General features: G+C 43.0%; 25 protein-coding genes and 1 pseudogene. 8 read left to right on the top strand and 18 right to left on the bottom strand.

The window, feature by feature from the left end:
* The 5 genes and pseudogenes from DK187_RS13960 to DK187_RS13940 all read right to left on the bottom strand — a co-directional run.
* A pseudogene (locus tag DK187_RS13960) lies at positions 1-228 on the bottom strand (type VI secretion system tip protein VgrG); the annotation flags it as partial.
* A 118-nt stretch (positions 229-346) separates the two neighbouring features.
* The gene (locus DK187_RS13955) at positions 347-865 is read right to left on the bottom strand and encodes an Hcp family type VI secretion system effector (RefSeq protein ID WP_012068897.1); all 519 of its coding nucleotides are present in this window, start codon (positions 863-865) and stop codon (positions 347-349) included.
* A 195-nt stretch (positions 866-1,060) separates the two neighbouring features.
* Positions 1,061-2,866 carry an ATP-binding protein gene (locus DK187_RS13950; RefSeq protein WP_111607961.1) on the bottom strand — a complete coding sequence of 602 codons (1,806 nt, stop codon included), beginning with the start codon at positions 2,864-2,866 and terminating at the stop codon, positions 1,061-1,063.
* A 170-nt stretch (positions 2,867-3,036) separates the two neighbouring features.
* The gene (locus tag DK187_RS13945) at positions 3,037-4,641 is read right to left on the bottom strand and encodes an isocitrate lyase (RefSeq protein ID WP_111607960.1); all 1,605 of its coding nucleotides are present in this window, start codon (positions 4,639-4,641) and stop codon (positions 3,037-3,039) included.
* A gap of 60 nt (positions 4,642-4,701) precedes the next feature.
* Positions 4,702-6,873: a malate synthase G gene (locus tag DK187_RS13940; protein WP_111607959.1), complete on the bottom strand. Its 2,172-nt coding sequence runs from the start codon at positions 6,871-6,873 to the stop codon at positions 4,702-4,704.
* A 143-nt stretch (positions 6,874-7,016) separates the two neighbouring features.
* On the opposite strand from DK187_RS13940, the gene DK187_RS13935 reads away from it, so the two are divergent.
* From DK187_RS13935 to DK187_RS13925, 3 genes are all read left to right on the top strand, one after another.
* Positions 7,017-8,543, top strand: coding sequence for a DUF3612 domain-containing protein (locus tag DK187_RS13935; protein ID WP_111607958.1), 1,527 nt, complete (start codon positions 7,017-7,019; stop codon positions 8,541-8,543).
* Between the two features lie 149 nt (positions 8,544-8,692).
* Entirely contained in the window at positions 8,693-8,998 is a 306-nt protein-coding gene (locus DK187_RS13930) for a hypothetical protein (protein WP_111607957.1), read from the top strand.
* Position 8,999: 1 nt separating this feature from the next.
* Positions 9,000-9,599 carry a hypothetical protein gene (locus DK187_RS13925; protein WP_111607956.1) on the top strand — a complete coding sequence of 200 codons (600 nt, stop codon included), beginning with the start codon at positions 9,000-9,002 and terminating at the stop codon, positions 9,597-9,599.
* A 1-nt stretch (position 9,600) separates the two neighbouring features.
* Here the strand turns inward: DK187_RS13925 and DK187_RS21115 are convergent, their stop codons facing one another.
* The 3 genes from DK187_RS21115 to DK187_RS13915 form a co-directional block, all read right to left on the bottom strand.
* A complete protein-coding gene (locus tag DK187_RS21115; protein ID WP_162623523.1) occupies positions 9,601-9,765 on the bottom strand; it encodes a hypothetical protein in 165 nt (54 codons plus the stop codon).
* A 102-nt stretch (positions 9,766-9,867) separates the two neighbouring features.
* Positions 9,868-10,095, bottom strand: coding sequence for an HTH domain-containing protein (locus DK187_RS13920; protein ID WP_111607955.1), 228 nt, complete (start codon positions 10,093-10,095; stop codon positions 9,868-9,870).
* Positions 10,096-10,112: 17 nt separating this feature from the next.
* Entirely contained in the window at positions 10,113-11,279 is a 1,167-nt protein-coding gene (locus tag DK187_RS13915; protein WP_111607954.1) for an MFS transporter, read from the bottom strand.
* Positions 11,280-11,437: 158 nt separating this feature from the next.
* On the opposite strand from DK187_RS13915, the gene DK187_RS13910 reads away from it, so the two are divergent.
* Positions 11,438-12,364 (top strand): AraC family transcriptional regulator, encoded by a 927-nt coding sequence (locus DK187_RS13910; RefSeq protein WP_111607953.1) that lies wholly within the window; start codon positions 11,438-11,440, stop codon positions 12,362-12,364.
* A gap of 9 nt (positions 12,365-12,373) precedes the next feature.
* On the opposite strand, the gene DK187_RS13905 is transcribed toward DK187_RS13910, so the two are convergent.
* Together DK187_RS13905 and nudK are read right to left on the bottom strand one after the other, a co-directional pair.
* On the bottom strand, positions 12,374-12,778 hold the full coding sequence (locus DK187_RS13905) for a DUF1801 domain-containing protein (RefSeq protein WP_111607952.1): 405 nt from the start codon (positions 12,776-12,778) through the stop codon (positions 12,374-12,376).
* Positions 12,778-13,353, bottom strand: coding sequence for a GDP-mannose pyrophosphatase NudK (gene nudK, locus DK187_RS13900; RefSeq protein WP_111607951.1), 576 nt, complete (start codon positions 13,351-13,353; stop codon positions 12,778-12,780). Before nudK ends, DK187_RS13905 begins: the two co-directional genes overlap by 1 nt.
* A 261-nt stretch (positions 13,354-13,614) precedes the next feature.
* Here nudK and DK187_RS13895 point away from each other — a divergent pair, with 261 nt between their 5' ends.
* Entirely contained in the window at positions 13,615-14,826 is a 1,212-nt protein-coding gene (locus DK187_RS13895) for a phosphoribosyltransferase family protein (RefSeq protein ID WP_111607950.1), read from the top strand.
* Between the two features lie 79 nt (positions 14,827-14,905).
* Here DK187_RS13895 and DK187_RS13890 read toward each other — a convergent pair whose 3' ends face one another.
* Entirely contained in the window at positions 14,906-15,490 is a 585-nt protein-coding gene (locus DK187_RS13890) for a hypothetical protein (protein ID WP_111607949.1), read from the bottom strand.
* Between the two features lie 190 nt (positions 15,491-15,680).
* A complete protein-coding gene (locus tag DK187_RS13885; protein WP_442915038.1) occupies positions 15,681-15,929 on the bottom strand; it encodes a DksA/TraR family C4-type zinc finger protein in 249 nt (82 codons plus the stop codon).
* A gap of 168 nt (positions 15,930-16,097) precedes the next feature.
* Here DK187_RS13885 and DK187_RS13880 point away from each other — a divergent pair, with 168 nt between their 5' ends.
* A complete protein-coding gene (locus DK187_RS13880) occupies positions 16,098-17,201 on the top strand; it encodes an OmpP1/FadL family transporter (protein WP_111607948.1) in 1,104 nt (367 codons plus the stop codon).
* Between the two features lie 123 nt (positions 17,202-17,324).
* Here the strand turns inward: DK187_RS13880 and DK187_RS13875 are convergent, their stop codons facing one another.
* Positions 17,325-17,960, bottom strand: a complete 636-nt coding sequence (locus DK187_RS13875; RefSeq protein WP_111607947.1) for a LysE family translocator — start codon at positions 17,958-17,960, stop codon at positions 17,325-17,327.
* A gap of 262 nt (positions 17,961-18,222) precedes the next feature.
* Here DK187_RS13875 and DK187_RS13870 point away from each other — a divergent pair, with 262 nt between their 5' ends.
* The gene (locus DK187_RS13870) at positions 18,223-18,804 is read left to right on the top strand and encodes a HupE/UreJ family protein (protein ID WP_111607946.1); all 582 of its coding nucleotides are present in this window, start codon (positions 18,223-18,225) and stop codon (positions 18,802-18,804) included.
* A 202-nt stretch (positions 18,805-19,006) separates the two neighbouring features.
* Complete coding sequence (locus DK187_RS13865; RefSeq protein ID WP_111607945.1) at positions 19,007-21,202, top strand: bifunctional diguanylate cyclase/phosphodiesterase; 2,196 nt, start codon at positions 19,007-19,009, stop codon at positions 21,200-21,202.
* A gap of 114 nt (positions 21,203-21,316) precedes the next feature.
* On the opposite strand, the gene DK187_RS13860 is transcribed toward DK187_RS13865, so the two are convergent.
* The 5 genes from DK187_RS13860 to ectA form a co-directional block, all read right to left on the bottom strand.
* Positions 21,317-22,759 carry an aspartate kinase gene (locus DK187_RS13860; RefSeq protein WP_111607944.1) on the bottom strand — a complete coding sequence of 481 codons (1,443 nt, stop codon included), beginning with the start codon at positions 22,757-22,759 and terminating at the stop codon, positions 21,317-21,319.
* A gap of 93 nt (positions 22,760-22,852) precedes the next feature.
* On the bottom strand, positions 22,853-23,737 hold the full coding sequence (thpD, locus tag DK187_RS13855; protein ID WP_111607968.1) for an ectoine hydroxylase: 885 nt from the start codon (positions 23,735-23,737) through the stop codon (positions 22,853-22,855).
* A 188-nt stretch (positions 23,738-23,925) separates the two neighbouring features.
* Entirely contained in the window at positions 23,926-24,315 is a 390-nt protein-coding gene (locus DK187_RS13850; protein WP_067013657.1) for an ectoine synthase, read from the bottom strand.
* Between the two features lie 148 nt (positions 24,316-24,463).
* A complete protein-coding gene (gene ectB / locus DK187_RS13845; protein ID WP_111607943.1) occupies positions 24,464-25,777 on the bottom strand; it encodes a diaminobutyrate--2-oxoglutarate transaminase in 1,314 nt (437 codons plus the stop codon).
* 117 nt (positions 25,778-25,894) lie between these two features.
* Positions 25,895-26,404 carry a diaminobutyrate acetyltransferase gene (gene ectA, locus DK187_RS13840; RefSeq protein WP_204355634.1) on the bottom strand — a complete coding sequence of 170 codons (510 nt, stop codon included), beginning with the start codon at positions 26,402-26,404 and terminating at the stop codon, positions 25,895-25,897.
* Positions 26,405-26,471: the final 67 nt, after the last annotated feature.

The raw sequence follows: 26,471 nt of genomic DNA, 5'->3' as shown, positions 1-26,471 counted from the left end.
CAGCTCGCCGTTGCGAAACAAGCGTAGTTCGGCGTTTTTATCAACGAGGGTGTCGGCAGACAGGTCCGATTGACGACTGGCAAGAGACAATTGATAACGGAAGCCATAACAAGGCGAACCGTCTTTCAGCAGAGAATCAGAGATTGATTCGTGTCCTTGATATTCTCGGACGACGAGGGTGTCTTCTTCTATTCCGTCGAGAGCCAATGTAAACGTCAATGTAGCCATACCAGTTTCCTTTGTTATGACAGTCTATCTAATTCGTAGAATACAAGTCGTAAAAGCGTGTGCCATTAATACGCAAAAAGGCCGCATGAGTGAACAGGCGGCCCGAACCAATACAAGCTTACGCTTCGATTGGCTTGCTCCAGTCGTCAGAACCAGACGTACCAGAGTTGATGTGATCCCAAGTGATCTTACGGTAAGCCATAGAGACCGTTAGGTTTTGTGTAAAGTTCCCCATCGCTGGGTCTTGGCAGTGTGGCATTTCGCAATGGATGTCCACGATAACCGCGCCTTCAAGCGCTGTTACGAAGAAGTTTTCTTGCTTGCCTTCCGCAGAGGTGCGGTACCATTTCAATTCCACTTTTGGCAGTTTTTCACCAGAGGACAAGGCGTTGTAAAGCAGTGGAACCGCTTTGTTCAAGGCCACGGTGAATTTGAATGGCTTGTGAACGCGCTGGCCAGATGGGTTACCAGACTGTGGGTTAGTCGGTACAGTGACGTTGTGGTCAAAGCGTTGTACCAGCATTTCGTCGTCATGGCCTTCCAAGCCCACGTCACCGATAGAATCGACTGTCATAGCACCTGCCGTGATCAGACCCTGAGATTCCCCTTCGATAGAGATAAAACATGGCGTTGGCATAATAAAATTCCTTATTTAAAAATGGTAAAAATGTGTTTTTAACACTCACCCTAGGAAGAGCAAGATGAATGCCAATTAAAAATAATCAATACTTTCAATGAGTTAATAAAATCACACTTTACCAGCGAGCAAAACTTCGCTTGAGATCAGGCGAAAAGTCGCCCAGTGAGCAAGAGTTTGCTTACCAAGGAAATCTTAAGACAACCCCCCTCTTCGAACCTTATCCACCATAGCTTCTAAATCTTCAAACAAGAAAGGTTTGCTTAAAAATGCATTCATGCCAGCATCAAGACATTTTTGTTTTACGCTTTCCTCTACATGAGCAGTGAGAGCAACAATCGGTGTTTGCTTTAAGTGTTTGTCTCTTTCTATTTTTCGAATAGCTGACGTCGCTAAAAAACCGTCCATTTCGGGCATATTACAATCCATAAAAATAACATCATAATGTTGGGCGCTATTAAACCTTTCCAGTGCCATTATGCCTGTTTCAGCACAGTCAACGGAGCATCCTAATTTTAGAAAGAATTGCTCGCAGAGCATTTGGTTCACCTTGTTATCTTCCACTAAAAGAATGTGCAAACCTGATTGAAAGTCAGGCTTCACCTCTATTTTTTCTGATGATTGAAACGATTTGTTCTGCACCGTTTGTGCAATCAAAGCAAACGGAAGATCAATGGTAAAAACACTTCCCACCCCCAATTCACTTTCAACTGAAATAGTCCCCTCCATAAGCTCGACTAAGCGTTGGGTAATACTCAGCCCCAGCCCTGACCCACGAATATTGGGATTAAAATGGCTAACTTGATAGAACTGCTCGAAAATTTTACCTTGGTCTTCAGATGAAATACCAATACCGGTATCTCTAATAGCAAACGACAAGATCAGCGTATTTTCGGCCTGACTTTTCTGGGAAGAAACCTCAATGGATATTTCCCCTTCATGGGTAAATTTAAGAGCATTTCCGATGAGGTTATAAAGAATTTGATGAAGCCGGTATGGGTCACCTTGCACTAATTCAGGAATATCACCAAACGTACAGAGGATATCTATTGGCTTTACCTCAAACTGAGGAGACAGAAGTAATACAACTTCATTTACGACATTACGTGGACTAAACTCAATTTTTTCTAATTTTAGTTGCTCTGCATTAATCTTAGAGTAATCTAAAATATTATTAATAATATGCATTAATGTTCGACCGGCATTATTAATCACCGTCACTTGCTGTTTCTGCTGCTCATTTAGATCTCCCATCGATAACAATTGAGCCATTCCTAAAACACCATTCATTGGTGTTCGTATCTCATGGGTCATCGCGGCCAAAAAATTCGCTTTAGCCTGACCTGCCAATTCTGCCGCTATCTTGGCTTTTTCTAGTTCTTCCGCCTGCTCTGACAGCTTTAAATTATCATTCAGTGCCTGCCAATAAATGCGATTTTGTTGCTTCCCTGTTAGAAAAATAAATAACCCATAACCTAATATTAAACCGGCAACAATAACATTACCTGGATTATCCAAAAGTAAGCCCGCCGCTAAGGCAAATGGCCAACAAATTAAGACAAAATAACTGCGCATTATCTTATAAGAAGGGGCCAATACGGTAACACCACCAATACTAATACCTGCCGCTGCCATCATATTGATTGACACTGCTAAATCGACCATTGGGTTAACATAAAATAACCACGCGGATCCACTCACCCAAACAATAGCAGAAGCATTATAAACAAATGCATAACGAGAAAAATATGAAGAAATATCAATAGTATTAGATGAAGAAACGCTAAAAAATAACACTAAACGACAAATTTGTAACAGCAAAAAGCAGAAAGAAAAAGCGCCAATAATATCCAAGTGTGCTCGTGCTGCCGTGGAGCTAAAAACCGCGGCCCAAAAGGCTAACAGATAAAATACACCACCAAACCTGGAGCGTTGAGCTAAATCCTTTAAGCTAATATGGCTGACTTGCTTATCGCTAAGCATATAGCGTGAATGATTCAATCATGTTCTCTTAATATCTAGGAATAAGACTATCAGCGAAAATCAACTGATTTATCTGCCAGATAGTAGAGCATTTTAAGAATATTGAACACTAGAGAAAAAAAGACCAGCAGGGGGAAGACTGCTGGTCTTGTCAAAAAACAGATAACTATTCACTGACTTGTTATTACTTAAACCGCCGCGAATTGATTCATGGTATTGTCTTTACCAGACGCTTTCAGCGCTTGCTCACCAGAGAAGTACTCTTTGTGATCATCGCCTATGTTTGAACCTGACATATCTTGGTGTTTCACACAGGCCAAACCTTGGCGAATTTCTTTACGCTGAACCTCTCTCACATAGCCCAACATACCCAGCTCGCCGAAATAATCTTTTGCTAAATTGTCTGTAGACAAAGCCGCCGTATGGTAAGTTGGTAAGGTAATCAAGTGGTGGAAGATACCCGCTTGCGCAGCCGCGTCTTTTTGGAAGCGACGAATACGCTCGTCGGCTTCTTCGGCTAACATGCTGCCATCGTAATCTTGTGACATCAGTTTCTCACGTTGGTACTGGCTAACGTCTTGCCCTTCTTCCAACCACGCATCAAACACTTGCTGACGGAAGTTCAACGTCCAGTTAAAAGAAGGACTGTTGTTGTAAACCAATTTGGCATTAGGCATAACGTCACGGATACGATTCACAATGGCAGCAATTTGACCAATGTGCGGCTTTTCTGTTTCGATCCACAATAGATCCGCGCCATTTTGCAAAGAGGTGATGCAATCTAGCACAACACGATCTTCGCCTGTATTGGGCTTAAAGCGCACCAAACCATTAGCTAAACGAGTGGGTTTAATTAAACGCTCCCCCATTTTGATCGCCATATCGCCGGACTTCATTTGCGCAAGTGACGTTACTTCTTCGCCGTCAATGAAGGCATTGTATTGCTCGGCCAAATCACCAGGCGTTTGTGATACAGGAATTTTTTGCGTTAAACCTGCCCCCAAAGAATCCGTTCGCGCCACGATTACACCATCATCTACACCAAGCTCTAAAAAGGCGTAACGCACAGCGTTAATTTTTGCTAAGAAATCTTCATGGGGCACCGTTACCTTACCATCTTGGTGTCCACACTGTTTGGCATCAGATACTTGGTTCTCGATCTGGATACAGCAAGCGCCCGCTTCGATCATTTTCTTCGCTAGCAAATAGGTCGCCTCTTCGTTACCAAAGCCCGCGTCGATATCCGCAATAATCGGCACAACGTGCGTTTCAAAGTTATCGACTTTTTGCTGCGCCGCTTGCTCACGTACTTGATCTCCGGCGGCTCTCGCGTCGTCCATTTCTTTGAAAAGATGCTGCAACTCACGGGCATCAGCTTGTTTTAAGAAAGTATAGAGTTCTTCTATCAAAGCGGGCACGGACGTTTTTTCATGCATAGATTGATCCGGCAAAGGGCCAAACTCAGAACGCATGGCTGCGACCATCCAGCCTGACAAGTACAAGTAACGGCTGCGAGTGGTGCCAAAATGCTTCTTGATAGAAATCATTTTTTGTTGGCCGATAAAACCGTGCCAGCAACCTAAAGACTGAGTGTAGTTCGCTGGGTCTTTGTCGTAGCTCGCCATGTCTTCACGCATGATCTTAGCCGTGTATTTGGCGATGTCTAACCCTGTATTGAAACGGTTTTGCAATTGCATTCTAACCACTGATTCTGGGTTCATCGCCGCCCAAGTTGGTCCTTGAGAATGAATCGTTTGGCTAGCTTGTTGCGTTTTATTTTTGTAAGTATGCATCGTTTTTCTCGCTCTTTAGGTTGTTTAAATAGGAACAAAATTTTAATTACTAATTCGTTTTCAGTGAGTTTCCTTCACCTGCATTCGATAAGCATGAAGCAAGGGCTCGGTGTAGCCGTTCGGTTGAATCACGCCTTTAAAAATCAAATCCTGCGCGGCTTTAAACGCTAGACTCTTGGCATTTTGTGCCATCGGACGATATCCTTCCGTCGCTGTGTTTTGCTTATCTACCACCCGCGCCATACGCTGCATCACCTCATCAATTTGTTCTTTGCTACAAACCCCATGAAGCAACCAGTTCGCCAAATGCTGGCTGGAAATTCGCAGCGTCGCACGGTCTTCCATCAAGCCCACGTTGTTAATATCTGGTACTTTCGAACAACCGACACCTGCTTCAACCCAGCGCACTACGTAACCCAATAGCCCTTGAACGTTGTTTTCAATTTCCCGCTCAATCACTTGGTCCGACAAGGTCAAATTGCTTGGAATCGTCGGAATGGTCAGTAAATCCGTTAGATTCGCTTTCTGACGATGTTTTATGCGATCTTGCACTTCAAACACATTCACTTGGTGATAATGCAAAGCATGCAATGTCGCCGCCGTTGGCGAAGGCACCCAAGCCGTATTGGCGCCCGCTTTTGGATGGGCAATTTTGGCTGCCATCATGGCCGCCATTTCATCCGGCATCGCCCACATACCCTTACCGATCTGCGCTTTACCCGGTAAACCACATTGCAAACCAATGTCGACATTGCGATTTTCATAAGCCTGAATCCAAGGTTGCGTTTTGATCTGATCTTTCGGCAAAAACGGCCCTGCTTGCATGCTGGTATGAATCTCATCGCCAGTACGATCCAAAAAGCCGGTATTGATGAAAAACACCCGAGATTTCGCCTGACGAATACACTCTTTCAAATTCAAAGTAGTGCGACGTTCTTCGTCCATAATGCCGATCTTGATGGTGTTTTCTGGCAAACCGAGCATCTGTTCTACTCGAGCAAATAACTCACAGCTAAACGCCACTTCTTCAGGACCATGCATCTTAGGTTTCACCACGTAAATGCTGCCGGTTCTACTGTTACGCATGCCCTTACTACGTTGCAAATCCAAGGCGCCAATTAACACAGTGACTACCGCATCCATAATGCCTTCGGGAACAAAGTTACCCAGCTCATCTTGCATCAAGTCGCATTCCATCAAGTGACCCACATTGCGAATCAACAACAAAGAACGACCATGTAGACGGTATTCTTGGTTGTCTAAATCCGTAAAAATACGATCAGGGTTCATGCGGCGCGTTTGCATCTGTCCATCTTTACTAAAGCTGGCTTGCAGCGTGCCTTGCATCAGTCCTAGCCAGTTGCGGTAAACCTCAATTTTGTCTTCCGCATCCACCGCTGCCACTGAATCTTCACAATCCATAATGGTGCTTAGTGCCGATTCAATTAGAATGTCGTTGATATTGGCTGGGTCTTTCGCACCGTTTTTACCGTTACGGTCAAACTGGATTTCTACGTGCAGCCCATTGTTTTTTAGCAAAATGGCTTCGGGTTCACTGCGTTGACCATTGACAGCCACCAGCTGACAAGGTTGTTTTAAGCCGGTTTGGCTGCCGTCTTGAAAAAAAGCCAATAAATGGTGGTAATAAACCACATAGCTGACGACGTCTTTATGAGAACCAGATTCCAGCGGAAACACGTCGTCCAAAAAGCCTTTGGCTTTGGCAATCACTGCTTCGCCACGCGCTGGGTTGTAGCCTTTGCTTGTCTCAAGACCCTGTGTTTTCGCAATGACGTCCGTACCATAAAAAGCATCATACAAACTGCCCCAACGTGCATTGGCGGCATTCAATGCAAAGCGTGCGTTCTTTACTGGCACAACCAATTGAGGTCCAGCCAAGTGAGCGATTTCCTCATCGACATTCGCCGTAGTGATGGTGAAATCTTCGCCCTCTTTGACCAAGTAACCAATCTCACGCAAGAAGGCTTCATAGGCCTTTATGTCCATGGCTTGGCCTTTTCGAGCGAGATGCCATTGGTCAATCTGCTGTTGCATCGCATCGCGAGTGGCCAACAGTTGGCGATTAGTCGGCGATAAGTCAGCCACTAACTGTTCAAGATCGCGCCAGAATTTTGTCGGTTTGATAGCGTGAAGTGGCAGCACTTCCTCATTAATGAAGTGGCAAAACCCTGGATGAATCACACTGTTATTTTTTGCTTGGGGCATATTCATCTCGCTTTCCTTCTGTCTCTTATCATTCTGATTCTTAGGGTTAGCAATGCATTTGATCTCTCTTACGATTGCTTGATTTATAGTCTATGCCCGACTAAGCTAAAATTTCACAATAAGAATTACACAGTGTAAATTTTACAAAAATGAAAAATAAAAATAGCCTCAATCGTAAAGCCCATTTTTTGGGTACTAAGATCCGCAACCTGCGTAAACGCAACCGTTTGACGATGGAAGACCTGTCAGCACGCTGCATAAAAGTGGACGCAGAATCCGCCCCATCGGTGTCTTATTTATCCATGATAGAAAGGGGAAAACGCATCCCCAGTGAAGACGTCCTGGAAGTCATTGCCAGCGTTTTTCAAAAAAATGTCGAATGGTTTTTGGATGATATTCCGGAAGAAGACGCCATTACGCCGACGAAAGGGTCTGGCGGTGGCATTAATGGTATGGCGTTAGAGCCGAACTTTTTGTTCTCCAAAGAAATACTACAAATCGCCATTCCTGAGATGCTTTCCCAAACCGGCACCAGCGGTCGCCAATTTGCGCATTTGTTGATTCGCGCCCACCAGGAACATCATCAAAATCATTTCCCCGATTTAGAGCGCGCCGCTGAAGAAGTTGGTCTCAAACGCTTGCCATTGAGCCTTGACGATATTGTCGCCATCACTAAGCAGATGGGCTTGCAAATCAAGTGGTTTAAAAAAACCCCCTTAGCGGTATTGCAGGAAATGGGCGTTGGTGAAAGCCATGTGGTGACGTCTTTTTTTGATCCGCCAAGCACGATTTACATCAATCAGATCATGAAAAATCAGCCTCAGCGCCTCAAGTACAACCTTGCGGTACACATTGGCCACACGGTTTTGCATGACAAAGACGGTTTGAAAAATGTGCTAGTTACAGGGCGAAATGAAATTTCCCCCTTACAAGCCAAAAACGCAAAAATACAATCGTCGGGGATGGATGCTCAGGATATTTTATTCGCATGGCGAGATTTTGAATGCAGTTTTTTTGCTGGCGCTTTGCTGTGCCCAAAAGTGCCATTTCGACAAATGTTAGATCGCAATGGCTACGAAATTAATACCGCACAACTGGCAGGTGTTTCTGAATCCGTCACCATGCGCCGCATGACGGCCGCGTCGCCTTATCCTCATTGGCATTATTTCGATGCCTACGCGCCAGGTAAGCTCAAAGCCATCTATCGTGGCAATGGCATTCCTTTGCCTTGGGGCAACATGAGCATGGTGGAAGACCCATGCCAGCACTGGTCAGTGTTCCGCAAAATCAGCGAACCTAGTACAGGCACCTCCGCACAAATATCGATTCTTAATGTTGGCGACGAGCCACGAATATACGCCTGTGAATCAATCAAGGTGCAAGATCTTGCCGGCAATAGCCACGTACTTTGCTCCGGCATTGACTTGAATCCTGCTATTGATGCTCAAGGCAAAGACGCCCTTTCCATCGCGGCCGATTTACGTCAAGCGTGTGTCACCAAAGGCGGTTCCTCACAGATACCAAGAAGCATTAAAAAAGACCTCATGAGCGTGGCGAAAATCCTTAATATCAACTGGGTAGAACGCGGCATAGACAACGATGCTCGACTGATTTGCTCCCGCGGTGCCGTCTGCCCGAGGAAACCAAGTTGCTATCAGCAATGTGAGGCTCGATAGTCAGCTTGTTTGAGGAGAGTTTATCGGTGGAAGCCAAGCTTTGTCTTCTCTGCTGTGCTTGAACTAGAATAAAAGTAATAGCTTGAAATGTACGAATACTTACGTACAATTAATACGTACGAATTATTTCGTACAAAAAAGGAGTGGTGATGGGTTTCAAGGAAGTGAAATCACAGGTAATAACTTGTTTAGAAAGCGGTTCGTACGACCATGAAGTAAGAAAAGAGATTGATGTTAAGAATCTTTTTCAGTGCGGCCAGTTAAGCGATGATGAGGTTATTGAGCTGATACGCTATACTCGCGGCAACGAATACGAAATGAGCCCTCATCATCAAGCTCCTACTATTAATGTACACGTGTTAAAGCCATTCAAGAATGGAAAACGATGGTATATAAAATTTTACTTTATCGAACCCGATGCCATGTTTATCAGTGTTCACGAAAGCGGAGTCTGAAATGAAAATAGTTAAAGAAGGCGACTCAAGACAGGTCATTTGTCCAGAATGTGGCTTAACACACGCAACTTATCAGCTTCGAGATGTGAGTTTTAGTGATGACTCTGGCGTAGTGAGAAACATTTTGGCTGCCGTTTGTAACAGCTGCAATACCGTGGTTAGTATCCCAAAACAATCCACCGCGAAAATACGTGCTGAATACAATAAGATCAAAACGCCCATTGATGTGCGTTTGCCGGCTCATTTTTTAGATATTTTAAATATAGCGACTCAGAAAATTGATGCCAGTTTAGGGGATAGTTTTAATAAAGCTCTAGTCTTGTATTATCTTCATGCTTTAAGTTCCAATCGATTCTCACAAGACAACTTAGGTTTATTGCTAAAATCTGATATCGCCAAAGCAAAAGCGTCGAAACGCTTTTCCGTTAAGCTTAATGAAAAAAGCATTAATGAAATCAAATCCTTAATGGCATCACAAAAATTAAAAAATAATACCGAAGTATTTAAAAGTCTTATTTTAAAAATCAATGAAGACATCGTTCAGCCTAAACAGCCTAAACACCTAGCTGAATTACAAAACTTCGCAGCGGCTTTTGCATGAGCTATTGTTCACTCATTAGCCAATGCTGCGATTCATGAAGAATACGTAAGAGTTCTAGGCAATTTACAGACAAATTTTCTCGATAAACGACGACAAAAAGTAAGCCTGTAATAACACGTTGCAGTGTCTCTTCGTCTAGTCTGACGGAGGTTACTTTTAAAGACATTGACATTCTCCGAGGTTCTCTAAGATTCTACACCATAGTCGATACATATTTCCTTGTCTTCATCACTGCTAAAATTTGACGGTGAGTAAGACAAGACAACCACTACTTTTCTTCTTGTGACTCCGAACACGCTTCTACAGCAATTGCCCCAGCGTCAATACGTTTTAATAGGCCGGCTTTTTCCAGATAAATCATATCGTTGTAAATGATGCGATCCGACACATTAAATCGCAGCTTTAGCGTCTCAGAGAATACTTTTCCATCCAATGCTAGCAGCAATAGTATGGTTTGTTGTCTCTGAATGCTTGGTCTATTCTCGGTGCTCATCATGGTGCCTCTCTTCGTTATTAACGTAAGGAGGTGCTGTGATAACGCCTTAAGCGTTCGGTCGTCAGCAATATAATGCCAGCTAGCAACAGCAATATCATGGGGAACGAAGCAAAGGTGAGTATCTTTGCTGTGACACCAAGTATTGGCGGTACAACCATGATACCGATATAAGCCGTGGCCATAGATAAACCAATAATGGCTTGCGATGCCGATGAGCCAAAACGTTTAGGTGTCATTTGAATGGTGTTAGGAAAAATTGGGGCGCAACCTAACCCAATCAATATCAAGCCTATTTTGGCGAGCTCATCTGAAAACGGTAGCGCAAGCAAAATGCAACCGAACAAGATAATGACAACGCCTGAACGGATAAGGGTTTCTTCTGTCACTTTTTCAGCAATCACGCCACAGGCAAAGCGCCCTACTGTGATACCTAAATAGTACATGGCGACCCAAAAAGCAGCGTCTACTGGTAAAATATTGCGCTCGGTTGTGAGATAACTCGCCGCCCACAAACCAGTGCTCATTTCTATTGAGCAATAGCTAAAAAATACCGCTAACTGCAGTGTGACACCTTTCATTTTTAGTGCGGAAGCATTTGTCACTAACGGAGTGTTAGGCTCATTACTTTTTACTGAGTTAATGACAAATTTTTTCCACAAAGGAAGCGAAGCAAATAATAAAATGACCAGTAAGAATTGCAGAATCGCAATGGTCATATAGCCATCGCGCCAACCATCGTTGAGAGCCAAATAATTCGCCATTAGAAGTGGTCCAGCGGTCGCACCAACACCCCAAAATGAATGCAGATAGTTCATGTGCTTGGCTCTGTAGTGCAAGGCAACAAAATTATTCAGTGCCGCATCCACAGCGCCCGCTCCAACACCTAACGGAATAGCCAAGAACACAAGCGCCCAAGCCATATTGGACATACTAAAGCCAAATAAAGCTATCGCTGTCAGCAAGACGCTTAGCGCAACGACTTTTCCTATACCAACATAATGAATCGCTTTTGTTACATAAAGGCTGGAGAGCACGGTGCCAGCACTGATGATGAGAGAAATAACACCGGCAAATTCCAACGAGGCATTTAAGTCGTTTTTCATAACCGGCCAGGATGAGCCAAGCACGGCATCAGGTAGACCTAAACTGATAAAAGCGATATAGATGATAAAAAGCAAAAGCATGACATTGTTTACCTGTTTTAATTTGGCTATTTTGAACAACTTAGAACAATACCGCCTAATTTTCTTTATATATAGGTATATACTCTCTTGAAATATAACGATTCTATCAAGACGATTCTGCCGAGCCATTTAACCTAACGACGTTACTAAACAATGCCATGCAAATTTATAAGATTGAAACAGAAGAAAATGGTAGAGAACTCACAATTCACGGGAGTCATGACTTCCCCTGTGGATCTTACGACGAACGCTTTTCCCATTTCGTTGGTGGCGAAGTACCGTGGCACTGGCACGACGAGATTGAAGTTGTGCTGGTGATAGAAGGCGCGACAAAGGTCGAATGCATTCATTCCAGCGACATAATCCGAACGGGCGAAATGGTCTTTATCAATGCCAACACCTTACACAAGCTAACGAATCATGGCTCTGAAGACTGTCGAATACTCAACGTGGTGTTCAGTCCAAAAATACTGGGTGGTGTTGATTTTGGGCTCATTTATAAAAAGCATGTGCTGCCTGTTCTCAATAACAAAGAGCTGCTATTTTATAAATTCTCCAACGACAAAGCTTGGCACCAGCAAGTCATCAATGAGCTAGCGACCGCCTTTGATGTTTGGAAAAAAGAAGGCTCTGACCGCGAATTTTATATGAACATTGCGCTAATGAAATTCTGGCACGTCTTCTGTACCAATCAGCAAGGCATCACCGTGACTCAAAACCGCTCAAAGACGAACGAAAGAAGAATACAAACCTTGCTAAATTTCATTCATAGTCATTATGAAGAGCGCATCTCTATTGCCAATATAAGTCAGGCAGCAAATATCAGTGAAAGTGAATGTTATCGAATATTCCGCAACGCTTTGGGCTGTTCTCCAAACAGTTACCTGTTGAATTATCGGTTACGGAAATCCGTTCAACTGCTAACAGAAAGCAATAAACAAATCGCAGACATTGCCTTTGAGAGTGGTTTCAACTGCTCAGCCTACTTTGCTAAAAAATTTAAACTTGCCTTCAATGTCACCCCAATGCAATTTCGAAAAAATTACAGTGTAACGTCAGACAATATTGTCATAAACCAATCATAGCCTACCAACTCAAGCTCCCAGCAAAGGAAGATGTTTGTTTTTCTGGTATTTCATTGCCAGTTCAATGCAATGTGATAAACAGTTAAGTGGAGGCTCTTTATTCAGGCTAAGCACGATGGCGCGGTTGCCTTCGAATTTGAGTTGTTCAGAATGTAACTCTCGGAAAGTATCGACCAGCTTGCTTTTGCAATTAAAGTAAAAGCAGTATTGATCTGGCGATTTTAGTTTCCAGTCTATTCGTACTGCACTGCCACCTTTTACAAGGTAGCTTGGCTCGCCCCACTTTAACGTTTCTTCAACAGCACCAAGTTGATTCTCTTCTGCCACTGACAAAATGAGTTGCCTCATGGTCAACATGATGCTTCTCACGCCCTCAGGATAAGACTCGAATTTTGCTTTGGCATCAGGCAACATTACAATAAGCCATGTAGTTTGGCGTATTGCAGCAGCATAATGGTTTTACCATCTTTAATTTCCCCTGAAACCATCATGTCACACGCTAATTGAAAATCCAGTTCTAGCACTTCGATATTTTCTTGCTCGTGCTCGAGGCCGCCACCATCGGATACCTTCATGTTGTCCGAGTATTCAGCCACAAAGAAGTACAAAATTTCTGTCACAGAGCCTGGGGACATGTAGGCTTCAAAAATTTTCTTTACTCGCTCGACTTTAAAGCCCGTTTCTTCTTCGGTCTCTCGTTTTATGCAATCTTCAGGGTTATCTTGGTCCAATAATCCAGCACAAGACTCGATCAACATGCCATCCTGATTGCCATTCACAAAAGTAGGCATTCTAAATTGTCGCGTCAGTACCACCGTCTTTTTTTCAACGTTGTAGAGCAAAATCGTCGCTCCGTTACCTCTATCGTAAGCCTCTCGCTCCTGACGTTGCCACTGACCATTTTTGCCCTTTAGTTCAAAAGAAAACTTATTCAAGGTATACCAGTTATCAGATAGCAGTGTTTTTTCTATATTTCGTATGTCTGTCATAACCGCACGAGTCTCTTTAGAGAGGTTTATAAACAAGTCCAAATCAGAATATAGCAGGGCTAGGGCTTCCTAATCTATCCATTCAAATTCAATGCTTGAAGATAGGAAGCATGATGCTGGCAGCTGTTATCTGAAGCATAAGTGACCCTAGCCATGCCCAATCCTTATAAAAATGCCATTTATCCTCAATCAACCCTATCGAAACAAACTCACAAGTATTAAAATCAGCGCAAATTCCCATCCCTTAGTTAAGGATCTCTCATGACTTTGTCGACCGGTCAGGCTACTAATGTTGTCGTTGTTAGTAACTCTTCCGATAATCCCTTTGCTATTGATGTCGCCTATGCAATGGGGCAACACGAAGACATCGCTGATTTAATCAGTATGAAGCAGTTCATGAATTCCGAGTTTTGCCCTCGGTTTATCTCCGATGAAGCCGATTTCGATAATATTGGCCGCAAACTCAAGGGTAAGGCTGTCATCATTGTGAGTACTGGCAGTCACGTAAAAAGTCGCCAAGAACTGGCGATGTCTAACCTGATCATCGCCCGTGCAGCAAAAGAGAACGGTGCCGACCGCGTTATTCTGGTCGAGCCAGATCTTTTCTATAGTGCACAAGATCGTGGTCCTCACCAAAGCTTAGGCGAAACCAGTTTTGAGCGTGATATCCAAGATGTTAAAAAATTCGATGGCCAGCCTTTTACCGCCAAACTTTATGCACAGTTGCTAAAACTATCCGGCGTGGACACTGTGATGACCATTCACAACCATTCCGAATCCGTGCAAAAGATGTTTACCGAAGTATTTGAAGGTGACTTCCATAATTTAATTCCTTATGAGATTTACGCCCATTACTTGTTGAATTCAAACATTCTAAATTACGGTGAAGATGGGGAAGGATTAGTACTTTGTGCTCCCGATAAAGGCGCACGCGACTTCGTTAAGCAAATGTACAAAACGCTCGGCCTAAGCAAAGCAAAATTTATCATGCTAGACAAAGACCGTACGGCGGAACGCAAAGTGGAAATCACGCTCCACAAAGAAAGCGAACACACTTTCGACGGCCTAGATGGGGCGAGCATTGTGTTGTTTGACGACATGGTTCGCACGGGTTCTACCGTAGTGAAATCTTGCCAATTCTTACAGCAAATCAATCCTCAGCGCATGGTGTTTGCCGTGTCGCATTTTTATGCCAGCGATGAAGGTCGTGAGCGCATGGCGCATCCAGCAATTGGTGAAATTTTAACGCTGAATACCTTACCAACGATTTTGAACCGTGATGAACAAGGTCGTTTGCGTAAAAAAATGGTCGTGCTAAAAGTAGAAAAATGGCTTGCTCAAGAGCTTTGTAACATTCTTGATTTGCCACAGACCCACGAGCCGAACCCTTATAAAATCGATATGTCGTCTAAAAACCCTCGTTTTAAACGCAAAATCTGGTTTAGTGAAGAATTGTCTGAGCTTAAAAGCTAATACGAGACTTAGCTAATATTACCAACAAAAATGCCGCGATCACGCGGCATTTTTGTTTCTGTTCGATGTAACGTCTTTGTTAAGCACGAAAAGCCAATAAAAGAATGTCTTTGATTTTACGGTCTATTTCTACCTGAGCAGCCTCAAAATCCGCTCGCTCTACCTTGTACAAGAAAGGTTGAACACCACGTAATTTCTTAATGGCTTGTGGATCTTCAGCTAACAAAACCGCCACGTAAGAGAACGCGTCGTAATAAGGGAACGCTTGTTCACGCAATGCATTCAAATATGAATCGACAGACTCTTCACCAAACACTTGCTTGATGGCGGTAATTGCACCAAAGACCGCGACCCCTTCACACAGTGCTGGCGTTTTAGCGCCTTCAAAACCGATAGGATATTGGCCACGAACCATTTCTTGAATGACATCCGCCAACAGCATGACATCATTACTGAATACTCGAGCTGGCATCTGAATCTTATAACGGTATGGTTCATCGGCGTGTTCAAATACCGCACTTGGTTTGGCAATATCGTCGCTAACGTCAAAGCCATCAAATTTAGCTTCAAGAACCGCTTCGCCAAAAAGAAACTCCACCGCAGGCAACCAAGCCGCACGCAGCTTCTCTAATTTATTCACTTCTGTTGAGTAAGTGTCTGCCACAAGCTCATCCTTATTTATTCTGAAAGAAACAGAGCATTAGACTCATGGTCAAACGCCCTTTTAGATAAGCGAAACCTTATCACAATGGAGAAGATCAAGCAGGCAAAATTCGACAATAAATACGCTGATTTCATGAAGACTACTGGAATCAATATCAATGCAATGACAAAAACAACGTACCGCTTTTATCTTAGCTGACTGTCTTTACTGCCCGCCCGATTGTTCGACCTTTCTTCTCTTGCTCAGACTGACATCGGATGCATAAACGTACTCCTTGAATGGCTTTGCGCCGAGACTCAGGGATCACCGCATCGCACTCTTCGCAATGGGTCAGGCTATCGCCTTTTGGTAGACTGTTTTTTGCACGCTCCACTTCAGCGTCCACCGTCGCGTCTATTTGATCTTGCACCGCGCCATCTTGCGCCCAACCGCTCGCCATAATCGTTCAGCCTCAAACTTTAGAAATAACCGATTTACCATTTAGTAATCCTTTACAATTACTTTATTATTGGCCGCCATAAAAGGCACGCCCAAATATTTTTTATTTGCTTTACAGCATCATTTTAAACGTTAAGCCGACATAGAACCGATAACAGGTAAAAGCTTCATGAAAAACACAGTCATTTTGATCACTCTTTGCTCAATTAGTGCCAAAGAGGTATATGCCGGCGGTATGGATCTATCAAGACAACCCATTGCCCCTCTATTCGAGCAAGGAACGTATCTTGAATTAAGCGCCTATAGCGTTGATCCAGAAGTATCAGGCAAGCTAACGGATTCAATCCAATCAGGAAACGTGGCAAAAAAAGGCTATTTTTTCGGTGGCGCCTATAAACAAGACGTGTCTAACTCAACCTCCATGGCCATTATTGTAGATCAACCTTTTGGTGCAGATATTCGCTACCCTTCACATTCGACTTATCCCCTCTCTGGAACCCGTGCTTCTGTCGATACCATAGCCATCAGCGGAATCGTTCGCTATAAAATAAATTCTCCTTTTTCCGTCTATGGCGGGCTAAGAAATGTCACATCAAGTGGTGATGTTACCGTCAATCAGCGATCGAACAATCTACTCTACACCATGAAAACAGATACTCAGAACGATTGGGGTTATCTGTTGGGCGCTGCCTATGAAATTCCAGATATCGCACTTCGGACCTCGTTAACCTATCACTCAGCGATAAAGGTGAATTTTGATAGCCAAGAGAATATAGTCAGTTCCTCTTTTACGAAAGAGACGTCGTTTGACGTCGATATGCCTAAATCATTAAACTTCGACTTTCAGACTGGTATTACACAATCCACACTTCTGATGTTTTCTGCCCGTTGGGTTGAATGGAACAAAACAAAAATCACTCCCCAGCTTTTCACCCAGTTTGTCAATCAAGCAAATAACCTTGTTGGTTATAGAAACAACTCTCTCACCTACTCTCTCGGGCTTGGCCAGAAACTAACAAACAACTTGACAGGGTTACTCTCCATCGCGCATGAAAAGCCATCAGGCAACCTAGTTAGTAACCTATCACCAACCGATGGCTATACTTCATTAACTGCTGGGCTAAAATATCAAGCAACACAAAAGATCACCATTACGACAGGTGTATCCTATACATGGATTGGTGAAGCTAAGGCCAATCTAGCGAGCAATGAAGTAACATTCGAAGACAATCACAGCGTGAATTTTGGAGTGAAACTGTCTCATCATATCTAATATTTTGGGAACACATAGCAAAAAGGCCTAATTTCCACCTAATAAATAGAGTAAATAAGGCCTTCTATCATGCTTCTATTCACAATGATTGTGAACTTGTTCGTATACGTCCTTTCGTTCGCGTTATCGGTTACTCAACAATATTCCACCACCCATGGTGATAAACAAGCCGCCTGTTATTTTGGTGATTTTGGTTTCCATGTTTTTTAGTGAGTAACGCTTTCCTAGACGAGCGATGCCAAAAGCATAGCTAATATGCACGCTGGTAACGATGGCGCAAATAGTAATAAACATGACCGAAAACTGTTGATACGCTGGCGATTCTAGGGTTAAAAATTGGGGTAAGAAGGCCGACAAAAATATCAATGTTTTAGGGTTACTTGCTGAGACTAAGAACGCCTCACCAAACAGTGCAAGTCCGGTTTTAGTCGACTTAGTGACAACTGTATTATCTATAGCATCAAAAGTAGATTTCTTTTTGGATCGTAACGCTTTAATCCCAAGGTAAATCAAATAGGTTCCGCCTAATATTTTCATCACCAGAAACCAAACTGGCAATGTTTGTAACAATGCGCCAACCCCCAACGCAACTAAACAAACGATCAAAAATTGGCAAGTCAAATTACCGAAAATAGTAATGAAGGCAGACTTCCAACCGAATTGAATACTGTTCTTAAGCACCAACAATACATTCGGCCCCGGTGACAGAGTGGTCACCAAGTAAGCCAAGAAAAACAAAGTCCATAGATGAAAGGTCATAGTTTACTCCTAGGTAAACACCGCATTGATTGCCCAAATTCAATCAGACTGATTATAAAATGCATAGTTAACACCAATAGAAGATTAATTTACCACCATATTTTGTTGGAAGCTGAATATTTCGTTATCGATTGGCAACATCATTCAATTTACCCACACTGTGGGTATGTTAGAATCCTCTCTTCCAGCCGCAAGAGCGGTGGTTTAGACAAGACCATTCTGTACGGTCTTAATATTTATAAATATTTTTGGAGACAAATCCATGCGTTTATCGCTTAAAATGGCATTGGCCGCACTTGTTGCCGCTATCCCCGCTCTTGCATCCGCTCACCCAGGACACGAACACACAACCAGCTTTATGACGGGCTTTATGCACCCTATGGGTGGTTTGGACCATTTGTTAGCGATGCTAGCCATCGGCCTTTGGGCTGCAAGCCTTGGTGGTCGTGCTTTGTGGGCAGTTCCTGCTGCATTTGTTGGCACCATGTTGGTTGGTGGCGGATTAGCGGTTGCGGGGGTGCAAGTTCCTTTCATCGAGCAAGGCATTGTCTTGTCGGTGATTCTGATGGGCGCTTTGTTAGTTGGCGCGGCACGTTTCCCTGTTGCCATTTGTGCTGGCATTGCTGGACTGTTTGCTCTTTTCCATGGCGCCGCTCACGGTTTAGAAATGCCTTTGAATGCTAACGGTGCTGAATACGCATTAGGCTTTGCTGCGGCAACCGCACTGTTGCATGTTGCTGGTATCGGCTTTGGTATGATAGTGGCTCGTTTTCAAGCTCCCATTGTGACTCGTCTTATGGGTAGCTTAATTGCTTTCGCTGGTGTCCTTCTCGCTTTCGCGTAGTCTGTCTTGGCCACGGTTTTATACGAAAACCGTGGCCACTCTCGACCTTGCTTTCTAACAAAGGCCATTCAGTCCTTCCTAAAAGTTACTTTATCTAAAAAATAATGATGACCAATCCGTTTACAAAAAGACCAATTACCTATAAATAATTTATCTGTATGATCCTAGGCTCTTTAATCAATTATAAATAAAGGATAGCTCATTGAAAAAAGCCGAGTTTAAACAGCCTTCAGCCCTATTTTTTTCGTTGATTGCTTTTTTTGCTATTGCTTTATTTGGTGTTTATTGGACCCAATCCACAACCAATTCCATTATTCACCAACAACAATCTATTTTAAGCGGTCTTTCCCGCACACAAGCCTCTCTTCTCGAACGCCGTCTCTCTTCTATTTTTACTACGGCGCAAATCTTAGCTTACGAAGTTGAACTAAATAACGGTAATACTGAGTGGTTTGATGACTATGCAGACAAACTAATTCAATCAATTGGTGGTATTGAAAACCTTCAATTAGCACCCGATGGTGTAATCCAGCAAATTTATCCACTCTTAGGAAACGAAGCCGCTGTAGGACTCGATATTGTTTCAACACCTAAATTCAAAGATGAAGCCTTGTTAGCGATTCAAAATCGTCAGCTCTTTGTTATTGGTCCCGTTCCTCTCGTACAAGGTGGAGTCGCTGTCATTAGCCGCGCACCTATTTTTTTGTATAAAAACACCCAACATGAACAATTTTGGGGGCTGGCTTCGGCAGTCGTTTATCTAGATAACCTATTAGAAACCACACAGTTAAAACAGCTGGAAAAAGAGGGCTACCAATTCAATCTCACCAGAATGTACGCGGATAGCGAGCAGAGCATATCGCTTTTCTCTTCGTCTGTTCCCGTAACGGATATCAGGGCGTCTACTGAGTTGATTCTACCCGTTGGCAAATGGACCCTTAGCGTTAGCCGTGATTTAGATCAACAATTAGAGAAACGCAGGATATCTGGCTATATACTTTCTATTATTGTGGCGCTTCTACTCGCTATGTCACTATACGGTATTTTACTTCAGCCACTAAGACTCCGAGTATTAGTAAAGGAAAAAACCGCAGAACTTCAAGATCTAGCTTATAAGGATCCTTTAACCGGTTTACCTAATCGCCGTTATTTACAAGACAGCTTACCTAGCATCTTATTTAATAATCAGAAACGTAAGCGTATTTCAGCGTTTATTTATTTTGACCTTGATAACTTTAAACGCATCAATGACACGATCGGCCATGACATAGGTGATCAAGTATTAATTATTGTGGCTGATCGTCTCAATAAATTAAGAGGGATATCTGACTTAGTTGTGCGTTTGGGTGGCGATGAGTTTGGAATACTACTCAGCGACATCATGAATCAAGCAGAAGCAGAAGAATTCGCTAACAAAATACTCAACAGTATTCGAACCCCAGTTAACATTGGCGACAAAGAATATTTTTTAAGTACTTCATTGGGCATAGCTATGATTCCCGAGCATGGTGATGATCTGGTTACCATCATGCAAAATGCCGACATGGCTTTGTATCAAGCGAAGTTGTTGGGGAAAAACCAACATTCTTTTTACACTGAAAGCATGAAGATCCGCACGCATAATCTCATCAAAGCAGAAGAAGATTTATCATTAGCATTGCAAAGAAAAGAATTTGAGCTCTACTTTCAACCGCAATTCAACCTTCATACTGACCAGGTGTTTGGCGCTGAAGCACTCATTCGCTGGAACCATCCTGAAAAAGGTCTGGTGTTTCCCAATGACTTTATACCGCTCGCAGAAACTACGGGCAAAATTGTAGAACTAGGTTATTGGGTCCTAGAAGCAGGTATTGCGTATCTAGCAAAACGTAAATTAGAAGGTCGACCGGATCTTTTAATACATATCAACCTGTCCTCATCACAGCTGTCTGACCCCAACTTCACAGCATTAGTCAAAGAATTACTCCTTAAATATCAGGTTCCCACTCATTTAATCGGCTTTGAAATCACTGAGACGTCCATTCTTGAAGACGTCCATCTCGCAAGAGTACTGTTACAAACCTTTAAGGACATGGGCATTTGTATTGCGATTGATGACTTTGGCACAGGCTACTCCTCCCTCTCGCAGCTAAAAAACCTTCCCGTAGATTTATTAAAAATTGATCGTAGCTTTGTGATGGATCTAGAAAATGATCCAGATGATCGTAAGATCGTTGAAGCCATTATTGCCATGGCGCACAAACTCAATATCAGAGTATTAGCAGAAGGCATAGAAACCAGAGAGCAATGGAAAATGCTGGCCGAATTCCAATGTGATTTTGGCCAAGGCTACTATGTGAGTAAAGCGGTGACAGCGGAGGAATTCAATCAAGGTAGCCCCATCGTCCACACAGACTAAGCGACAATGAAGCCTCTAAACGACATTAAAGGCTTCTCATTAATGCAAACAGCCCTAAATGTCATCTCTAACATTTAGGGCTGGTAGCCTTCACTTGGTCACATTACTTATCCATTAAGATGCTAAACAGATAGCTCGACCATGGTTATGCACTTCAACCAATTCCTTATGCAAACTGCAAATCGCTTTTTCGTAGTCTTCTTCATCGACAACAAATTGCATATCTACTTGGCGCATAGATTGGTGCATCGCCAACACATTTACATTCTGTTCAGCAATGGCTTTTACCGCCTTCGCTAACATACCTGTGGTTTTCATATCACTGCCGATCGCGGAAACAATCGCTACTTTACGTTGCGTAATCTCAGCGTCTGCAAAGCGCTCATGCAACACCCTCATGACACGCTTCAAGGTTTTCAGGTTGATTGCCAAATAGTGTGTAATAGTATTCGCATTAATGTCTTTAGCGATGATATGCGCATGGAATTGTCTTAATACTTTAAGAATATCCACATCAAATTTATCGATATCACCGGCCATATCTTGATCGAACAGTTCCACGGCAAACACGCCACGACAGCCAGCAATAATCTCAACACAAGGTGCGTCACTGACGTAATCACCAGTAATAAGCGTACCAGTATGCTCTGGCTCAAAGGTATTTTTCACACGCAGTGATATATCACTTTGGCGTAAGCCTTTCGCCGCCTTCGGATGAATCGCTTCCATCCCAAGATTGGCAAGCTGATCAGCGACATCGTAGTTAGTTCGACCTATTGGCACCGCTTTACTCTCACCAACCAAACGAGGATCGGCACTGCTTAGATGGAATTCTTTATGAATGACGGCTTCATGAGCTTTTGTCAGAACCGCAATTCGACTGAACGTCATTTCACTGTAACCACGGTCAAAAGTAGACATCAGTCCAGTTTCACTGTGAGCATAGCCTGTCGCAATAGGCAGCTCTTTGCTTAAATCGATGTCTTTAAACGCATCTAGAATACGCTCATCAAGCGACATATGACTTGGGCTATTCCAACCGGTCAAATCAACAAACACAGCGTTTACACCGTCGCGCTGTAAAAGGTGCGCGGTATTCCAAGCACTGTGTGCCTCGCCAAGACTGGCAAGCATTTCACGTACTGTCGCAAGGTGCTCACTAATCGAGAAATGCCCGTGTTGACAAAGACGATGCAAGTCTTCTAAACATTCTTGAGCTTCTTTCAAACGACTATTTAAAAAAGCATCCGCTTTATGGCGTAGCTCTCCCACTTCAAATAGGCTGTGATTGATTGCCAACATTGCATTGCGTACGTCTTGCAAAGCAGGAAACCAATTATTTTGCTTACGCTCCTGAGCAAACAAAGCAAATACACCTGCGTCGCCGGTTTTCTTATGCTCCAACAGCTTATCTGTTATACCGGCATAAGCAGAAACAACGAAAATTCGCTGGTACATGTTGTTCGCTAAAGTGGGTTTAAAAATTATATTATCTCTCACTGAACGGTAGTCACTCATGGACGTGCCGCCAATTTTCTCAACTGTATGTTGTCCCATCATTTTTCCAATTTTTTAAGGGGCTAAAAGCCAACTTATGCCGAAATTTAAAACTGCCGCTATATTGTCATAAGGTTGCGGAAAATTTAAGCACTAATCGCTCTTTTTGAGGCCTTTAATCGACTTCCTAGCCGCGATGTATTCAGGCCTTGGCGCCGTATTACCAAACGGTAAAACCACACGATTCGACAAGGCATTGTAGACAAAAAATAAATTCGACCTAGGCGATGAAGTAATGTTGCTATTTGAGCCATGCAGCAGATTGCAATCAAACAAAATAATTCTGCCAGGCTGACCAACAGCCGCTTCAATACCATTCTGTTCAATCAATGACTGCAATGAAGCATCATCTGGAATGCCAACATCTTGTTTTTTAAGCGAAGAAAGGTAGTTATTGTCTGGTGTTTCACCAACACAAGATATAAACGTCTGATGAGACCCCGGAATCAATAATAAAGGGCCATTATGATAATCATTGGGAGTCAGTGAAATGGACATACTCAAGGCTCTCATTCGCGGCATACCGTCTTCCGTATGCCATGTTTCAAAGTCTGAATGCCAGTAAAAATCTTTGCCACGAAATCCCGGCTTATAATTCAAACGCGTCTGATGAAGATAAACATCATCACCCAAAAGATATTCTGCCATTCGAACTAACCGTGGGTCTTGTGCGATGTTCTGAAAAAAATGACTCAGCTTATGAACATCAAACACCGAACGAACATCACCACTACTCTCTTCTGTAATACTTTCTGCTCTGTGCTTTATTTCATCACTGTCTCGCAAACGCTGCATATGTCGCTGCATATCTGCCACTTCATGATCATCAAAAAGATCATCTAAGAATAAAAAACCTTTCTTTTCATACTGATCAAGAAGCGCTTCTTCGAGCGGCGCTTTTTGTCGATCATTTGAATAAATAACAGGGTCTTGGCGATGAATGTGCATTGGTGAAGAATACTGTCTAGAAGGATACATATCTTTTTGTTCTCCTCGAGTGTTCTTTTTCACCGACTCTTCACTAGAATTTTTTTTACTTGAAAGCTCTTGTTCCAAAAGCTTCGTATCATAAAAAACATTTCTTGTTAAAGCTGATGCCGACGCGGACATTATCGTACCCCCTCATCTACTCCTTCACTATTAACGAATTGATCTTATGTGTATTCTTAATCCAACAGCTCGTAAGCGCCTTCAGAGTTGTGTACTTCTTTGCCAGTGATAGGTGGATTGAAAACACACGCCAATTTCAATTCTTTAAACGCTCGCAAGGTATGTGCATCGTGTTTGTCTAGTACATAAACAACACCTGGCTTGATATGATGCTTTTGACCTGTCTCGCGACTTTCCACTTCACCTTCGCCAGAAATGCAGTACACAGATTCAAGGTGATTTTGATAGTGCATATCAAAATCCTTACCTTCATAAATAGTCGTAATGTGGAAAGAGAAGCCCATATTGTCTTCTTTTAATAAGAGACGTGTGCTTTCCCAATTTCCATCTGGAGACACAACACGGCGTTCGGTTTTTTCACATTCAGCTAAATCACGTGCAAACATTCTTTTCTCCTTATGATCCGAAGATCGCTTTATTGTCGGTAAAGCATTACCGAAGGAAACTTGAGGTTTTTGACTTACTATTTACTTCACTCAAGTGTTCAACAAAAGACCGCCCTCAAAACATGAAGGCGGCTTTGTAAGAGAGAAACTAGACAGCGATATCGTAGTTCTCATCAAAATAACTTTTTGCTTCAGGCATATCGTCCTCTTTAGCACACACATCACGAATAGCGCGCTCTAAAATATCGATACCTTGTTTTAGGTCTTCATCACTGATAATAAGTGGACAAAGGAATTTCACGACTTGATCATCAGCGCCAGACGTCTCGATCATCAGACCATTTTGGAAGCATTTTTTAGTAATCTTGCCAGCCAACTCACCACTTACGCAGTTAATGCCACGCATCATACCTCGACCTTGAAGAGTGAAGTTACCTTCACCAAATTCATTGACGATGGCTTGTGTACGCTCATGGATATACTCGCCTTTACGCTTGATCTCTTTTTCAAACGCGTCATCTTTCCAGTAAGTCTCGATGGCGACTTTAGCCGTCACAAAGGCCAAGTTATTACCGCGGAAAGTACCGTTGTGCTCGCCTGGCTTCCACTCATCTAACTCAGGACGCATAAGAACAACAGCAAACGGCAAGCCATAACCACTTAGTGATTTAGACATGGTCACGATATCCGGCTTGATGCCAGCATCTTCAAAGCTGAAAAAAGTGCCAGTACGACCACAACCCGCTTGAATATCATCAACAATGAGTAGAACACCGTGTTTTTTACAAACGGCTTCTAAGTTCTGTAACCAACCAAAGCTTGCAGCATTAATACCACCTTCGCCCTGTACCGTTTCAACAATCACGGCAGCAGGCGTATCAACACCACTACTTGAATCGGATAGGACCTTATCAAGGTACTCAGTGGTTTCAATACCGTCACCTAAATAACCATCAAACGGCACGGTAGAAACACCCGCACCAAGGCTAGTACCTGCCGCACCACGGTGATGAGAATTACCCGTTACGGATAAAGCCCCCAAGCTACAACCGTGGAAACCATTGGTAAAACTGATGATATTTTCACGACCGGTGACATTACGCGCCAATTTCAGTGCCGCTTCTACTGCGTTAGTACCCGTTGGCCCAGTAAACTGCACCATATACTCAAGGCCACGAGGCTCAAGAATGTGCTTTTTGAATACTTCAAGGAATTCACCTTTGGCCTTTGTGTGCATATCTAGACCATGAGTAATGCCATCTTCAAGGATATATTCCACCAACTTTTCTTTAAAAATTGGATTGTTATGACCGTAGTTCAACGTACCTGCGCCCGCCAAGAAATCAAGGTATTTATTCCCCTCTTGATCAAACAAGTAGGCGCCTTGCGCACGGTGAAAAACGCGTGGAAAAGAGCGGGCATAAGATTGTACTTCTGATTCGATTTCGTCAAAAATTTTCATATTTTCATCATCCTTTAAGTGAATAAACTGTTATTTTGAGTAGCCTGTTAAAAAGCAAAAACTGAGAGCGATATTTTAGGACTCATCGCATTTCTAACTTGCCTACTGATAAATTCATCAGATCTCTGATTTTTTAAAAAAAGGGCCTATCCTTACTAAATGTTCGGTATCGTGCTGCCCTTTAAAATGATCTTTCTTATCGAACATCACAGATTCTTCTAACGCTGCTTCTAGCTGATCTGCCAGTCGTCGAAACAAGGCCCATGAACCTTCATTTGATGCTGTGATACTGGTTTCAATGTAACGCACACCTGAACATGCTGTTCGCTCAAGTAACGATAAAAGCATTTTTTTCGCCAAACCTTGACCGCGCGCTTTCTCACTAACGGCTACTTGCCAAATAAATAGCGTGTCTAGCTGAGTAGGAATAATGTAACCAGAGACAAATCCCAACATTTCTCCGCCTTCCACACTCGCAACAACCGAGGTTTCGCTAAAATGACTTGCTTGTAGCAAATTACAATACACCGAGTTTGTGTCCAGTGGCGGACAGGCTGCCACCAATTGATTAACAGCCATACCATCTATCGCACTGGGTTTAGTAAACACAATTCTTTCTGAATTCATCATCATATCCATTAGAAAACAAAGTATTTCAAACCAGTTAAACTTATAGACCAGACCGTTACCAAAC

This window comes from Marinomonas arctica, assembly GCF_003259225.1.
Taxonomy (GTDB): domain Bacteria; phylum Pseudomonadota; class Gammaproteobacteria; order Pseudomonadales; family Marinomonadaceae; genus Marinomonas; species Marinomonas arctica.
This window is presented reverse-complemented; position numbering and strand designations above follow the sequence as displayed.

Coding starts and splice junctions, on each gene's coding strand:
- DK187_RS13955 (WP_012068897.1), bottom strand. CDS start 865: ATGCCAACGCCATGTTTTATCTCTATCGAAGGGGAATCTCAGGGTCTG.
- DK187_RS13945 (WP_111607960.1), bottom strand. CDS start 4,641: ATGCATACTTACAAAAATAAAACGCAACAAGCTAGCCAAACGATTCAT.
- DK187_RS13940 (WP_111607959.1), bottom strand. CDS start 6,873: ATGAATATGCCCCAAGCAAAAAATAACAGTGTGATTCATCCAGGGTTT.
- DK187_RS13935 (WP_111607958.1), top strand. CDS start 7,017: ATGAAAAATAAAAATAGCCTCAATCGTAAAGCCCATTTTTTGGGTACT.
- DK187_RS13930 (WP_111607957.1), top strand. CDS start 8,693: ATGGGTTTCAAGGAAGTGAAATCACAGGTAATAACTTGTTTAGAAAGC.
- DK187_RS13925 (WP_111607956.1), top strand. CDS start 9,000: ATGAAAATAGTTAAAGAAGGCGACTCAAGACAGGTCATTTGTCCAGAA.
- DK187_RS21115 (WP_162623523.1), bottom strand. CDS start 9,765: ATGTCTTTAAAAGTAACCTCCGTCAGACTAGACGAAGAGACACTGCAA.
- DK187_RS13920 (WP_111607955.1), bottom strand. CDS start 10,095: ATGATGAGCACCGAGAATAGACCAAGCATTCAGAGACAACAAACCATA.
- DK187_RS13915 (WP_111607954.1), bottom strand. CDS start 11,279: ATGCTTTTGCTTTTTATCATCTATATCGCTTTTATCAGTTTAGGTCTA.
- DK187_RS13910 (WP_111607953.1), top strand. CDS start 11,438: ATGCAAATTTATAAGATTGAAACAGAAGAAAATGGTAGAGAACTCACA.
- DK187_RS13905 (WP_111607952.1), bottom strand. CDS start 12,778: ATGTTGCCTGATGCCAAAGCAAAATTCGAGTCTTATCCTGAGGGCGTG.
- nudK (WP_111607951.1), bottom strand. CDS start 13,353: ATGACAGACATACGAAATATAGAAAAAACACTGCTATCTGATAACTGG.
- DK187_RS13895 (WP_111607950.1), top strand. CDS start 13,615: ATGACTTTGTCGACCGGTCAGGCTACTAATGTTGTCGTTGTTAGTAAC.
- DK187_RS13885 (WP_442915038.1), bottom strand. CDS start 15,929: ATGGCGAGCGGTTGGGCGCAAGATGGCGCGGTGCAAGATCAAATAGAC.
- DK187_RS13880 (WP_111607948.1), top strand. CDS start 16,098: ATGAAAAACACAGTCATTTTGATCACTCTTTGCTCAATTAGTGCCAAA.
- DK187_RS13875 (WP_111607947.1), bottom strand. CDS start 17,960: ATGACCTTTCATCTATGGACTTTGTTTTTCTTGGCTTACTTGGTGACC.
- DK187_RS13870 (WP_111607946.1), top strand. CDS start 18,223: ATGCGTTTATCGCTTAAAATGGCATTGGCCGCACTTGTTGCCGCTATC.
- DK187_RS13860 (WP_111607944.1), bottom strand. CDS start 22,759: ATGGGACAACATACAGTTGAGAAAATTGGCGGCACGTCCATGAGTGAC.
- thpD (WP_111607968.1), bottom strand. CDS start 23,737: ATGTATCCTTCTAGACAGTATTCTTCACCAATGCACATTCATCGCCAA.
- DK187_RS13850 (WP_067013657.1), bottom strand. CDS start 24,315: ATGTTTGCACGTGATTTAGCTGAATGTGAAAAAACCGAACGCCGTGTT.
- ectB (WP_111607943.1), bottom strand. CDS start 25,777: ATGAAAATTTTTGACGAAATCGAATCAGAAGTACAATCTTATGCCCGC.
- ectA (WP_204355634.1), bottom strand. CDS start 26,404: ATGAATTCAGAAAGAATTGTGTTTACTAAACCCAGTGCGATAGATGGT.